Source organism: Streptococcus sp. FDAARGOS_522, assembly GCF_003812445.1.
Taxonomy (GTDB): Bacteria; Bacillota; Bacilli; order Lactobacillales; family Streptococcaceae; genus Streptococcus; species Streptococcus agalactiae.
Genome location: NZ_CP033808.1, coordinates 489670 through 503511, shown reverse-complemented (window position 1 = coordinate 503511; position 13842 = coordinate 489670). Strand labels below are relative to the sequence as shown.

12 protein-coding genes are annotated in these 13842 nt (G+C 33.9%); all 12 read right to left on the bottom strand.

The genetic code is table 11. The annotated features are described in order from the left end of the window. Positions 1-48: 48 nt before the first annotated feature. Positions 49-2679, bottom strand: coding sequence for an ABC transporter permease (locus EGX70_RS02530; RefSeq protein WP_000520616.1), 2631 nt, complete (start codon positions 2677-2679; stop codon positions 49-51). A gap of 11 nt (positions 2680-2690) precedes the next feature. Beyond that, the gene (locus EGX70_RS02525; RefSeq protein ID WP_000120355.1) at positions 2691-3392 is read right to left on the bottom strand and encodes an ABC transporter ATP-binding protein; all 702 of its coding nucleotides are present in this window, start codon (positions 3390-3392) and stop codon (positions 2691-2693) included. Between the two features lie 136 nt (positions 3393-3528). Continuing rightward, a complete protein-coding gene (gene topA, locus EGX70_RS02520) occupies positions 3529-5649 on the bottom strand; it encodes a type I DNA topoisomerase (protein ID WP_000246611.1) in 2121 nt (706 codons plus the stop codon). 94 nt (positions 5650-5743) lie between these two features. Continuing rightward, positions 5744-6586, bottom strand: coding sequence for a DNA-processing protein DprA (gene dprA, locus EGX70_RS02515; protein WP_001015250.1), 843 nt, complete (start codon positions 6584-6586; stop codon positions 5744-5746). Between the two features lie 137 nt (positions 6587-6723). Continuing rightward, positions 6724-7752, bottom strand: a complete 1029-nt coding sequence (locus EGX70_RS02510) for a siderophore ABC transporter substrate-binding protein (RefSeq protein ID WP_123947881.1) — start codon at positions 7750-7752, stop codon at positions 6724-6726. A 61-nt stretch (positions 7753-7813) separates the two neighbouring features. After that, complete coding sequence (locus EGX70_RS02505; protein WP_000614752.1) at positions 7814-8575, bottom strand: ABC transporter ATP-binding protein; 762 nt, start codon at positions 8573-8575, stop codon at positions 7814-7816. Continuing rightward, on the bottom strand, positions 8572-9546 hold the full coding sequence (locus EGX70_RS02500) for an iron chelate uptake ABC transporter family permease subunit (RefSeq protein ID WP_000588576.1): 975 nt from the start codon (positions 9544-9546) through the stop codon (positions 8572-8574). Before EGX70_RS02500 ends, EGX70_RS02505 begins: the two co-directional genes overlap by 4 nt. After that, entirely contained in the window at positions 9543-10505 is a 963-nt protein-coding gene (locus EGX70_RS02495; protein WP_000735588.1) for an ABC transporter permease, read from the bottom strand. The genes EGX70_RS02500 and EGX70_RS02495 overlap by 4 nt, the downstream gene beginning before the upstream one ends. A 237-nt stretch (positions 10506-10742) precedes the next feature. Beyond that, positions 10743-11291, bottom strand: coding sequence for a sugar O-acetyltransferase (locus EGX70_RS02490; RefSeq protein ID WP_000136506.1), 549 nt, complete (start codon positions 11289-11291; stop codon positions 10743-10745). 20 nt (positions 11292-11311) lie between these two features. Beyond that, positions 11312-12073, bottom strand: coding sequence for a ribonuclease HII (locus EGX70_RS02485; protein ID WP_000201088.1), 762 nt, complete (start codon positions 12071-12073; stop codon positions 11312-11314). Then, positions 12060-12911 carry a ribosome biogenesis GTPase YlqF gene (ylqF, locus tag EGX70_RS02480; protein WP_000201281.1) on the bottom strand — a complete coding sequence of 284 codons (852 nt, stop codon included), beginning with the start codon at positions 12909-12911 and terminating at the stop codon, positions 12060-12062. Before ylqF ends, EGX70_RS02485 begins: the two co-directional genes overlap by 14 nt. 275 nt (positions 12912-13186) lie before the next feature. Next, on the bottom strand, positions 13187-13759 hold the full coding sequence (locus EGX70_RS02475; RefSeq protein ID WP_001231800.1) for a L,D-transpeptidase: 573 nt from the start codon (positions 13757-13759) through the stop codon (positions 13187-13189). Positions 13760-13842 lie beyond the last annotated feature (83 nt).

Here is a 13842-nt window from a genome sequence, read left to right as displayed (position 1 = left end):
CTGTCAATCGTTATCGAAAAGATTAGAAAAGATAATCTTTATTATAAACTAATCTACTGATTTCAAGGCATCTAACATATTGAGTTTTTTTAATTGATGGTTAACTATAAAACCTAGACTTATTAGAATGATGACTACTACGCTTATTGGTATTATAAATGTAGTTGGTGATACTTTTTCACCAAAAAGTATTTGATCTGAACCAATTAGCAACATCATTTGACGGTGTAAATAAGTACCGCTAATGGTGCCTAGAATCACACCGATGGTTGATAAAATAATGGTTTCGCGGTAAATGTATAAAGTTACTTCTTCATTATAAAAACCTAATACCTTTATAGTTGATAGCTCCCGCTTACGTTCTGCTAAATTAATATTAGTGAGATTATAGAGAATTACAATGGCTAACAATAAAGATACGACAACTAAAATAGTCATAGAGCCATCTAAAGAACGCACAACGGCTTCTACACTAGCCAGCTGAAGAGCATTTTGCGTAAGAGACTCAACTCCATTAATTTCTAAAAGTTTTTCTGCTAAGTTATTTGCGATTTTATGTTTGGTTAACTTAACCAAAAAAGCGTTATCTTTAGCTTCTTTCTTAAAAATAGTTCGATAGTATTGTTTTGTCATAAAAATATAGTGACCAACATTCGCATTGACAACTCCTGTTATTTTTAATTTTCTAGAAGGAAGTGTTTGTGAATGAGATAAATGGATAAAATCACCGGTATTAACATGATAAAATTGAGCTAATTTTTTAGAAATAATAATCCCTTTATTATTCAAGTGCAATGACTTATTAGTTGTTGCTTCTTGTAAATAAATAAAAGGTAGTAATTGTTTTTTGTCTGTTATGAATAGGGAAATTGACTGTTTATTAATTTGTCCAGGAATGGATTCGTCAAGATTTTCAAGGTGTATTGGTTGGTATTTGTCTATTTTTGAATCTTTTGAAAGTAGTTCAAGTATTTTTGGGGGAGAAGCATTTGTGTTATATGTTAGCAATATATCATAGGGCATAATACGACCGAAATGTTCATTGACGGTTTGCTTTAAGGAGGATTGTATTCCTAGACCTGAAAATAAGAGCGCTACTGATCCAGCAACTCCAAATATGGTCATAATCATCCTTTGTTTGTAACGAAAAATATTTCTAGCAGTTACTTTTTGTGTGAAGGACAGTTTTTTCCAAATCCAATTGATATACTCTAAAGCTATTTTAGATCCTTTAGCTGGTGGTTTTGGTAATAATAAAAATGCTGCTTTTTCTTTCAACTCACGTCGAGTGATAACAAAAACTGGAAGAACAATGCTTAATAATGAAAAAACAAAGGCTAGTAAACTGTAATTTAAGAAAAGATGATACTGTGTGTTTGGAATAGTCAGGTCTTTGGAAATGATATCAGAAATAATACGAGGTAAAAGATAATGCCCTCCAATGATACCCAAAGTAGTCCCTAATGTTCCTGCTATAAAACCATAAATAATAAATTTAAAGATAACTTGGCGGTCACTATAGCCTAGTGCTTTTAATATGCCTGCGTTGGTTCTTTCTTCCTCGACGAACCTAGTCATTGTTGTTAAGGTTACTAATGCTGCGACTAAATATAAAATAATGGGGAAAAGATTACTGATTTTAGAAGTGCTATTTGTACTGGAGTCAAAAGTGTTATATCCTTGTCCTCCAGGAAAGGTAGTACGGTTGTAGACAATAATTTGAGGCGATTCCATTATTTGGGTGTTATGTCTCAATTTTAGAAGCTCTTTTGTTCGTTTCAAAAGAGATAGTCGGTCTTGTTTAATTTTCATTTGAATAGCTTGTCTTTGAGATAGTGGCATCGCTAGGCTATCATTATCTAACCGATTGATTTGTTTTTGAGCTTTTAGTAGGCTTTTTTCCTCCTCATCGATTTTACGTAGGCTCTCTTTTTTGGTTTTGGTATATCTTATTTTATTGTGAATATTTAATTTTCGCGATACCTTTTCTTGGTATTTCGCTACTTTTTCTTTGTAACTTATTGAGAAAGGGTTAATCAACCTAAGATCTTTAAAAGTTACCCTTGCCATTGTATATACTGGAGAGTGAAATGCTGTCTTATCTAATACGCCATAACTATCTAAGTCGCCGTCCCCTGTTTGAGAACTACCAAGGTTTGTCTTAGACCAAATCTCGGTAGAATTAACAAAACCTACAATAGTTAGAGGACCTGTATTTGAAAACAGTTTGTTTTTATCTTGTTTAAAATTAATTTTATCACCTATTGCATATTTTTTTCGTTCCTGAAATGAGAGAGCAATTTCTGATTTATTTAAAGGGAGACGTCCCTTAACAAGATCAAAGGTTGATATCGTTTTGGTATTGGAATACAATCGATAAGATTTACTATTCTGTTGAGGGGTTGTATCTACAAAGTAAGAAAATTCAACTTGTGATCCTTTTAAGCTTTCTAAAACAGTTTGATCATGTTTGTCAAGTCCCCAAGAATTGAAAACGGTAATATCCATAACATGATGATGAGCAAGGTAATTTTGTGCTGTTCTTTGCATATTAGGTGCTGAGACCTTCAGTCCTATAAAAGCAAATGAGCCTAACATCATAAGTAAGAGGATTGATGAAAATCTACCTTTTGAAGTCGTAATTGATCGATAGATATCTTTCCAAAATGTCTTTCCCATCTGTATAACCTCTAATATTCTATGTTCTGAATATCACTTGGATTCTCGTTTATTACAATATCACTGATTTTTGAATCATGCATATGGATCACGCGATTTGCAATTGGCGCTAAGGCAGTATTATGAGTAACAATGATCACAGTTGTTTCTTTTGATTGCGCCATCTTTTGCAGGATGGCTAGTACTTGTTTTCCAGTTTGGTAATCTAAAGCACCAGTAGGTTCATCACAAAGTAACAGTTTAGGTTTTTTGGCAATAGCTCGTGCTATTGCAACGCGTTGCTGTTCGCCACCGGAAAGCTGTGCTGGAAAATGATTGATACGGTGTCCCAAACCTACGTTTTCTAATGCCTGTTGGGCATCTAATGCCTTTGGAACAATTTCTGAAGCCAATTCTACATTCTCTAGTGCTGTTAGATTAGGGACTAAGTTATAGAATTGAAAAACAAACCCGACATCATATCTACGGTAACGAGTCAATTCCCTGATGGTATAATTAGCAATATTCTTACCATCAATTAAAACTTCACCTTCACTATTACTATCCATCCCTCCTAGTATATTGAGAACAGTAGATTTGCCAGCGCCGGATGCACCAAGAATAACCACCAACTCACCTCTTTCAATACTGAAACTAATATCATTGTTAGCAACAATTTCGGTTTCACCTGTTTGATAACGCTTATAGGAATGCTTCATTTCAATATAGGACATAACGGCACCTCACACTATGAATACACCTATATTATAGCACTTTTTTATTAATTCTCCCATAAAAATAAATACATAAATTAAGTTATGTAAAATAATAATTTTTTTAAAAATCTGAGCTAAACACTCAGATTCCACTTTATTTAATTTTCTCTTCTTGGTAGTCGCATTTTTCATTTGAGCAAACAACTTGTTTACCACCACCGCGTACTTTTTTCTCCACTAAGAAATCATTTGATTTGGGGCAAGTTCGTCCAATAGGTTTGTCCCAAGATGTAAACTCACATTCTGGGTAGCGGTCACAGCCATAAAAGATACGATTGCGTTTTGTTTTTCGCTCAATAACTTGTCCTTTTTGACAGATAGGACAAATAACACCTATTTCCTTAGTGATAGCTTTTGTGTTATGACATTCAGGGAAATTGCTACACGCATAAAACTTTCCATAACGTCCTAGTTTTATTACCATTGGTGATCCACATAGCTCGCAATCAAATCCAGCAGGTTCATCCTTTATTTGAATTTTCTCCATTTCAGTTTCTGCTTTTGCAAGTTCTTTTTCAAATGGTTTATAAAATTCATCGATAATCTTTTGCCACTGCTCTTTACCAATCTCAACTTCGTCTAGTTTCCCTTCCATTTCGGCAGTGAAGGTAACATCAACAATATCTGGGAAAAATTCTACAATAAGGCTATTAACAATTTCACCAAGTTCAGTTGGTTCGAAGCGTTTAGCTGCAAGCTTAACATAATAACGTTTTTGAATAGTCTCAAGCGTTGGGGCATAAGTTGAAGGACGACCTACACCGTTTTCTTCAAGTGTTTTAATGAGACTTGCTTCTGAAAACCTTGCAGGAGGTTGAGTGAAGTGTTGTTCAGGATTCGTATTAACCTTTTTAACACTTTCTCCTTCCTCCATATCTGGTAACATTTTATTTTTGTCAGTATCGTTATAAACAGCCATGTAACCATCAAACTTGACTTGGCTACCATTAGCAATAAAAGTAACACCATTTTGCGTTAAATTAACTTTCATTGTGTCAAAGACTGCTGCTGTCATTTGGCTTGCAATAAAACGGTTCCAGATAAGAGTGTAAAGTTTTAGTTGATCTTTGTCTAAATACTTAGCAATACTTTCGGGTGTATGATTAACACTAGATGGGCGAATAGCTTCGTGAGCGTCTTGTGCTCCAGAAGCATTTTTAACTTTATTCCCATGTTTAGAATAATTTGCACCAAAACGGTTAGTAATAAATTCTGTTGCTTCATTTTGTGCTAACGGACTAATACGTGTAGAATCAGTACGCATATAGGTAATCAGACCTTGATGACCTGCTGTGCCTAAGCTAAGTCCTTCGTACAGCTGTTGCGCAATCATCATGGTTTTACGAGTTCGAAAATTGATTTTATTAGCTGCATCTTGTTGCAATGAAGAAGTTGTATACGGTAATGGTGCATTACGACGACGCTCTTTTTTTTCAACTTTTTCAACTAAGAATTCATCAGTTTTAATACGTTTTAGAACTGTTTTGACGTCTTCATTATTCGATAATTTGAATTTCTTTCCGTCTAAACCGTAGAAAGTGGCATTGAATTTACGTGTTCCTTTTTTAAAGGAACCGTCAATAGTCCAATACTCCTCCGGTTGGAAAGCCTTAATCTCATTTTCACGATCAATGATTAGTTTAAGAGCAACTGATTGTACACGTCCAGCTGATAGCCCTTTTTTTACTTTTTTCCATAAAATAGGTGAGATAGAATAACCAACAATGCGATCTAAAACACGTCGTGCTTGCTGAGCATCAACGAGATCCATGTTAATCTGACGAGGTTCCACAAAAGCATTTTTAACAGCATCTTTTGTGATTTCATTGAAAACAACACGGTTTCTGTCTTCTTTGTCTAAATCTAAAATATGCGCTAAATGCCAGGAAATAGCTTCTCCTTCACGGTCCGGGTCACTCGCGAGGTAAACTTTTTTAGCCTTTTTAGCTTCTTTTTTTAAATCATTAATGAGAGGTCCTTTACCACGAATATTAATATATTGTGGTTCGTAATTATTCTCAAAATCAATGGACATACTTGACTTTTTTAAATCACGGATATGACCTACTGAGGCTACAACTTTATAGTTACGTCCTAAGTATTTTTCGATAGTCTTTGCTTTTGCAGGAGACTCCACAATAACTAGATTTTTTTTAGCAGTAGCTGATTTTTTTTTACTTGTTTTTTTGGTCGACGTTTTTGTCGTAGTTGCCATAGGTATCACTTTCTATATCGTAAACTTATAGCATAATAACTCACTTTTCTTAAACTGTCAATAGAAAACTTCTCCTATAGTAGAAAGCAAAACACTACTGATATTCAGAAAGGATATCTTTTCCTGAAATAATGCATTTAGCTCCTTCTTGGATAAGATGGTGGCATCCATCTGATTTGCCATCGATAATATTTCCGGGAATGGCAAAAACTTCTCGTCCCTCTTCTAATGCTCTTTCACAGGTAATTAAACTTCCAGATCTCATCTTAGCTTCGGCAACCACAATACCTTGACACAGCCCTGCAATAATACGGTTACGTTCGGGGAAATGAAATTTCAAGGGTTGTTCTCCGGTAAAATATTCTGATAATACGAGATGATTATATGACATATATTCTTGAAGTTTCTTATTCTCCGTTGGATAATAAACATCTAAACCACTCCCGATAACAGCTATACTACTGCCGCCATTTTTTAAAGCACTAACATGTGCTGCTGTATCAATGCCACGCGCTAAACCACTTACGATAACAAATTGATTGTTAGTCTCCTTGATAATCTTTTTAACAGACTGACAACCTATCTGAGATGCCTGTCTTGCCCCCACTACAGCTAATTTAGGTTTAGATAGAAGTTCAATATTACCCTGATAAAAAAGTAGAACTGGTGGATTATATATTTCTTTTAACTCTAAAGGATAGTTAGAATCCAAAATCGATAGAACTGGAAATTTTTTGAATTCTTGTCGAAGTTTTTTAAGGTCTAGCTGTTTATAATTTTCTATAAAGAAAGTAGGATTTTTACATTTTGATACTACGGCCATATTGCGAACAGATAGAGAAGTTAAACTATTCTTTTTGAGATAGTTGATAATATTGTTGATATTAAGATTTGTTAATCCAGCTTTTTTAAGCTTAAATAGTTCAAAATGATTCATAAGGTTACCTCCATTGACTATATTCGAAAATAATAGACAAAATAAAGTGATAAGATCAATCTATACTCTGAAGCATTGATAATAGCTATTTTTCCAAAAAAATAAGACTAGGATTTTTCCTAGCCTTTGACAAAAAATTAACGATTATCAACAAAGTTCTGTACATCTTTAATCATACGGAGTGTTACTCGGCTTCCGCCTGAATTGATATACCAATCTTTTCCATCTACCTCATGAACACGTTTGTTTTTGACAGCATCAGTTGCTTTAATAACATCGTTATTAAAAAGTTCTTTTGATGAAGCTCCTTGTCCAATAGTCGCTCCACGATCTAAAACAAAGAGATAGTTAGGATTTTTTTCAGCGATGTATTCATAAGATACGGGAGTACCATGTGAACTTAGTTTTTCATTTTCATTGACTGCTTTAAATCCACCTACAGAGAAAATCCAACCAAAACGACCAGAAGGTGATTGAGTTAAAAGTTCACCGCTGTTTGCCATTACAAATAGAGCTGTAGGTTTACCTTTTTTCTCAATAGTTTTCTGCAATTTAAGAACAGCTTGTGCGATATCTTTATTAAAGGTTTTTGCCTTTTTATTTTGGTCGAAGATTTTCCCTAACATTGTGACACGCTCAGCAACTCCTTTGTCAAATACTTTTTTTGAGTCGACTCCAGCATATACTAATGCTGCTTTAGGTGCAGCCTCCTTTAATTTTTCAATATTATCAACAGAAGCCATACGTGCTCCTAGGAAAACCACATCAGGTTGCATACGAGCAATAGCTTCAAAGTTTGGTTCGAAGAGACTTCCTACGTCTTGGTATCTCTTAGCTTTATAAACAGATTTGACGTTATTGGGCAATAAACTTAGAGCATTTTTAGCCTTCGGGATACCAATAACAGATTTTTCAGCTCCTAAAGCTGTGATAGTATCCAAAGCTCCCATATCAAAAACAACTACTTTTTTGGGTTTTAAAGGAACTTTAAGTGTCTCGCTGATTTGCTTTTTATTATCCGGCTTGTCTCTTTTTCCTTTTTTAATATAGACCGAATAGTTGTTTTTTATGGTAACAGTTTGTGATTTTTCTTTAGCTAAAACAGCTTGAGAAGTGGTTAAGATAGTGCATAGTGCTAATATAGCAATAATAAGTTTTTTTGTCATTAAATAAAATCTCCTAAAATAGATAAAAACTAAAAATGTTATCCTACATAAATCTCTTTATTTACGTTGTACAAAAAAGGATAATTGGTTTACCATCAACAGTTTCGATACGGATAGGCATATCAAATAAATGAGAAAGGATTTTTTCTTGCATAACATCTTCGACAGTCCCACAAGTCACCACTTGTCCTTCTTTTAAAGCGACAACATTGTCAGCGTAGTGAGTTGCAAAATTGATGTCGTGAATAATAATCACTATAGTTTTATTAAACTCATACGCATATCGTTTGATAAGATCCATCATTTGAACAGCATATTTCATATCTAAATTGTTGAGTGGCTCATCTAAGCAAATATATTGAGTATCTTGTGCCATTGTCATTGCGATAAAAGCTCTTTGAATTTGACCTCCGCTGAGGTTATTAATGAACTCGTCAGCTATATCGTTTAAATCCATATAAGATATAACTGATTCTATGACAGCTTTATCTTTTTGACTTAACCGTCCTTTACTATAAGGAAATCTACCGAATCCTATCAAGTCTCTCACCTTTATCTTGAGTGTTAAGTGATTAGATTGTCTTAATATGGCTAATGTTTTGGCTAAGTCATTTGAACTGTAGTGGGCTAATGGTACTTTATCAAGGAAAATTTCACCATTATCATAAGGTTCAAGTCGACTGATACAACTCAGCAATGTACTCTTTCCAGATCCATTTGGACCTAAAATAGCTGTTACTTTTCCTTTAGGAATCGAAATATTAATGTCTTTTAATATTTCCTTTTGGCCATAGAACTTATGTAAATTGTTTATTTGAATCATAAGTTTTTCCTTCCTTTGATTAAGGTGAATATAAAATAACTTCCCCCGATAAGGTTGAGGAGAACACTTAGTTGAACAGTGAGGTGTAATAGATTTTGAACGAGATGCTGCCCTAAGACAAGTGTAAAGATACAGATAACAATGGCTATAGGAACTAATATTTGATGTCTAAAGGTATGAAAACTGTGATAGGTAATATGTGCTACAAGTAAGCCTAAAAAAGTAATCGGCCCAACTAATGCTGTTGCTATAGCTACCATCAATGCTAACCATAAAAAAAATCTAGTAGTAAGCTTTTGATATGAGATGCCGAGTGATATCGCATTTTCTTTACCCAATAGTAAGACATCCAATTCCTTTATAAAAGGCCAATTAATGACAAAGCTAACGACAATGATAATGAAAGAAATCCAAAGGATCTTGGTGTTAATAGCATTGAAACTAGCAAAGAGCTGATTTTGTAAAATCATAAAATCGTTGGGGTCCATAATGGCTTGAATAAAGGATGAGATAGAAGAAAATAATGTATTAAATATGAGTCCAGCTAATAGAACAAAATACAAAGACTGTTTTTTATTTCGAAAAAGTATCGTAAATAATAAGTAAGCAAATCCAACCATTAATAATAATGAAAGGAGGAAGCTACTAAAAGATGAAAATTTTATGACACGCTGAGCTCCGATTAAATACATTAATCCTGTTTGGATAAGGATATATAAGCTATCTAAACCAATAATGGACGGAGTTAAAAGTCGGTTATTGGTTAGAGTTTGAAAAATAAGACTAGAACTACCAATGCAGATACCAACCAAAATTAATGCAATCAGTTTTTGATAACGTGTTTTTAGGATATAGATAATCAAAAATTCATTTGCGTCAGTTGGAATACCATAAATTAAAAACAAAATAATAGCAGCAATTAGTAGTATCAGTAAAATAAGTAATTTTGGTATCTCTAAATCCTTAATCATGATTTTCCCTCATTTCTTATAATTGAAATCAGGAAAAAGGCACTACCTAATACTCCTAGCGTAACTCCTATTGAGACTTCATAAGGAAAAATAACTAAGCGACCAAAAAGATCACATATCATGACGATACAAGCCCCTAAAAGCGATGTCTCTAAGATAGTTGAGGACATATGATCTCCTTTAGTTATGCTAATTAGATTAGGTACGATTAAACCTAAGAAAGGTAAAGCTCCTACGATAATAATGACTAGGGATGTCATAATTGAAACCAAAACTAAACCAAAGTAAATCATCTTTTCATAAGCAACCCCTAAATTCTTAGCGAAGCTTTCTCCAAGCCCAACAATGGTAAACTGATGAGCAAAAAAATATACTAAAAACAAACATGGCAATGCTAAGTAAAGAATTTCGTAGCGATGGCTAGTCATGATGGAAAAATTACCTTGAAGCCAACTGTTGACAGATTGTAGTACTTGAAAATGTGTTCCTAAAAATACTGTTGCTGCTGCTACAATTTGTCCAAGCATCAGTCCGATAAGAGGTATAAAAATATTATCCTTAAAAGTAATCATTTTTAAAATGGTTACAAAAAGAAGCGATCCTAAAATGGCAAAACCTGAAGCTATACATAGTTGAATAAAAATAGAGGTATTTTTAAAGAAAATCAGCGTAACAACTACTCCTAATTTCGCCCAATCCATAGTCCCTGAAGTTGTCGGTGAAACGAACTTGTTTTGGGTTAGTTGTTGCATCAGCAGGCCACAGACTGACAAACTTGCACCAGATATTAGGATACTAATGGTTCTTGGTAAGCGACTCGTTAAAAAAATATCTACCTGTGATTGATCAAGGTGTGTTATTTGCTCCAGTGGGATAGATTTCACACCAACAAATAGGGACGTTAGAGAAAGTATAACCAAAGTACAACCCATTACAGGAGTGGTTAATAGCTTTTTCATAAAACTCCTTAAAATGAAAGATAAAGTGTTCAAAAATGAGCACAAAACTATAATAACATAATTTTTGGGAAAAATATCTACTTTTTAAAGAATTTTATACTTAAGAAAACATTATTATATCAAGGTTTTTCTATTTAAAATCATTATAAATAAGATAGATTAAATTAGCAGAATATTTACTTTACCTATTTTTGAAATTAGAAAAAACCTTCGTTATAATTAAAGGTTTTTCTAATTTTAAGCTAATTTTTTGATTATCTTAGCAGGGTTTCCTGCTATAACAACGTTATTTTCAAATGATTTCGTAACGACACTTCCAGCGCCAACGACGACATTATCTCCTAATACAACACCTGGTAAAATAGTCACTCCTCCACCTAGCCAGACATTATTCCCGATTTGGATTGGGGCACCGTATTCTAATCCTGAATTTCTTTCTATTGGATCTAGAGGATGGAGTGGGGTGAGGAGTTGACAGTTTGGGGCAAACATACAGTTATCGCCAATACGAATTTCACAAACATCTAAGAAAGTTTGGTTAAAATTGGCGTAGAAGTTTTCACCAACATAAATATTACAACCATAATCGCAGACAAAACGTTGTTCCATATGGATACTCTTCCCAGTAGCACCAAACCATTTTTGTAAAATGACGTTACGTTTGCTACTATTATCTTCATTGTTAAAGGCTTGCATATTTTTTAGTGCAACTTCTCTATCCTTGCGTAGTTCAGGTGCTGATGGACGATAATATTGTCCTGCTAACATTTTTTCTTTTTCGGTCATCTTTTCCTCTTCCGTATTATTTACAACATTGATTTTATAGGTTCAAAACTTTTACGATGTATCGGAGTAATACCGTATTTTTGCAAACCTTCTAAATGCTCTTTAGTACCATAGCCAGCATTTTTAGAAAATGCATATCCAGGATATGTGCTATCATAATCAGACATTATTTTATCTCTGGTCACTTTAGCTACGATTGAAGCTGCTGCAATAGAGAGTGAATTAGCATCACCTTTGATAATTTTAGTTTGTGGAATTGATAGATCTAAAACCATAGCATCAATTAAAAGATGTTCAGGAGCCACAGATAAATGAGAAACTGCATCAATCATAGCATGTTTTGTAGCTTCATAAATGTTGATATCATCAATACATTGGCTGTCTTGAATACCAATACCAACTGCTAACGCTTGATCTAAAATATTTTGATAGATTTCTTGATGCTTTTTCTTTGGAATTTTTTTGGAGTCATTGAGATGTTTTATTTTACAGTTTGGTGGAAGAATAACAGCAGCAGCTACTACTGGTCCCGCTAAAGGACCTCTACCTACTTCATCGATTCCTGCAATAAGGTTTATATGTTCAATGTAAAGTTTTTTTTCGTAGACCAACATTTGTTCTAAGCGCGCTTCTTCGTCTAAATCTGACTGAATATTTTTTTTTCGTTGAAGGATTGCTTTTTGAACACCTGCGCGTGAATCTGTTTGATATTCTTGCCAACGTTTGTCTTTTAAATCAACAATAGTCTCTAAAATTGCTTTGATTTCTTTAATTGTTGCCATCATGTTCTCCGACGATATCTAACGTATAGCGTCCTAATTTACCATCGCGAACTTCTTTGACAAATAAATTATAAAAGCGATCGTAATCGTCACGATAACCTAATTTTTGTGTTAAGGCCATGATGATTTCAGGAGCTTCATCCTCTAAATTAATGCTTTTAAAACGCTCTTTGAGACGATCAGGATAATAGGTTTTAAAGTAATTCAATCCAAATATTGTTACCTCATCCATAGGCAATAATTGATCTTTGATTGCCCCTGTTAATGCTAGCTTTAATCCAACTAATTCATCTTCAAATTTGGGCCACAAGATACCAGGAGTGTCCAAAATTTCCAGTTCCTTATTAGATTTGAGCCATTGCTGACCTTTTGTGACACCTGGTTTATTACCAACCACTGCAATTTTTTTACCTGCTAGGCGATTCATTAGAGTCGATTTACCTGCATTCGGAATTCCAATAATCATCGTACGAAGTGTCTCTTTTTGAATACCACGTCCCCGTAGCTTAGCAATTTTATCGGACATTAATATTTTAGCGATGTCGGTTACTTTTTTAACTGTTGATTGTTCTTTAGAATTAATAGCTAATGTCTTTAAACCTTGAGATTCATAAAAATCTCTCCATTCTTTAGTTCGAATAGGATCTGCTAGATCAGCTTTATTGAGGATCATTAGTTTGGGTTTGTCTCCGACGATTTTGGTTAGCATTGGATTTTGACTAGAAAGAGGTAACCTTGCATCCACTAAAATTGTAACAAAATCAACATGCTTAATATTTTCTTGAACTTGACGGCGAGCTTTGGACATGTGTCCTGGGAACCATTGAATAGTAGCCATGAAATAAATTCTCCTTATGTATAGACTACCTTAAAAGTCTACATCTATTTGTTAGAGGTCTAATTTTTTAGTTTTATTCTTTTTCAACCGCATATAAAGGTCGATAAAATATTCGATTAACACTATTATTCTATCATTTTTTTAATGATATCGAAATACTTTATACATTTATTCCGCTGATAGGTTTCGTTTACTAATTGAGTTTAAGGGATATACGAAAAAGCTCTGGAAGTTTACTCCGAGCTTTTAATAACATGATTTTTACCACATTAAGACTATTTGATGGTAACAGTCGTTCCTTGAGGAATATTTTCATAGAACCATTTTGCATCCGCCCTTGACATACGCACACAGCCATGTGAGGCGGCTTTTCCTAATTGCTTTGCTTCTTCTGGAATCTCATTTCCTTGTTGATCAGTCGGAACGCTATGAAAGAGATAAATACCATGTTCTTTAAAGGAGACCCAATAATAGGCTCCTTCTTTTGATGAGGCGTTATAGAAAAAATCTCCTCGTTCCGGTTCTATGACAAAAGTTCCTTTTGGGGTAGGGCTCTCTTTTGCTCCTGTTGAAACAATCGTTTTAAAGATGACCTTGTCATTCGAGGTTATTGTCATTGTTTGCCTCGTAGATGAAACATGAATTTCTAGATTTGAATATTTATTTAGATTTGGATAAGTCTTCTTTTGTAAGACCTCTTTTTTTGAAGTTTGACTTGTTTGAGATGCTTGTTTTATGACACTTGCTTTTTCTTTGGCTTTATCACCACGAAAAATAGAATATACGCTAAAGATACTCATGAAAACAAATAAGACAGCTAATATTGGCAAAATTGAACGTTTTCTCATGTACTATCCTCTCTCTTTTGCTCTGTTATGGACAAATCTATTATAAGTTTCTGAAAGAAGGTTGTCAAATATTTTTGTAATAT

Coding starts and splice junctions, on each gene's coding strand:
- EGX70_RS02510 (WP_123947881.1), bottom strand. CDS start 7,752: ATGACAAAAAAACTTATTATTGCTATATTAGCACTATGCACTATCTTA.
- EGX70_RS02485 (WP_000201088.1), bottom strand. CDS start 12,073: ATGGCAACAATTAAAGAAATCAAAGCAATTTTAGAGACTATTGTTGAT.
- EGX70_RS02490 (WP_000136506.1), bottom strand. CDS start 11,291: ATGACCGAAAAAGAAAAAATGTTAGCAGGACAATATTATCGTCCATCA.
- ylqF (WP_000201281.1), bottom strand. CDS start 12,911: ATGGCTACTATTCAATGGTTCCCAGGACACATGTCCAAAGCTCGCCGT.
- EGX70_RS02525 (WP_000120355.1), bottom strand. CDS start 3,392: ATGTCCTATATTGAAATGAAGCATTCCTATAAGCGTTATCAAACAGGT.
- EGX70_RS02530 (WP_000520616.1), bottom strand. CDS start 2,679: ATGGGAAAGACATTTTGGAAAGATATCTATCGATCAATTACGACTTCA.
- dprA (WP_001015250.1), bottom strand. CDS start 6,586: ATGAATCATTTTGAACTATTTAAGCTTAAAAAAGCTGGATTAACAAAT.
- EGX70_RS02475 (WP_001231800.1), bottom strand. CDS start 13,759: ATGAGAAAACGTTCAATTTTGCCAATATTAGCTGTCTTATTTGTTTTC.
- topA (WP_000246611.1), bottom strand. CDS start 5,649: ATGGCAACTACGACAAAAACGTCGACCAAAAAAACAAGTAAAAAAAAA.
- EGX70_RS02495 (WP_000735588.1), bottom strand. CDS start 10,505: ATGAAAAAGCTATTAACCACTCCTGTAATGGGTTGTACTTTGGTTATA.
- EGX70_RS02505 (WP_000614752.1), bottom strand. CDS start 8,575: ATGATTCAAATAAACAATTTACATAAGTTCTATGGCCAAAAGGAAATA.
- EGX70_RS02500 (WP_000588576.1), bottom strand. CDS start 9,546: ATGATTAAGGATTTAGAGATACCAAAATTACTTATTTTACTGATACTA.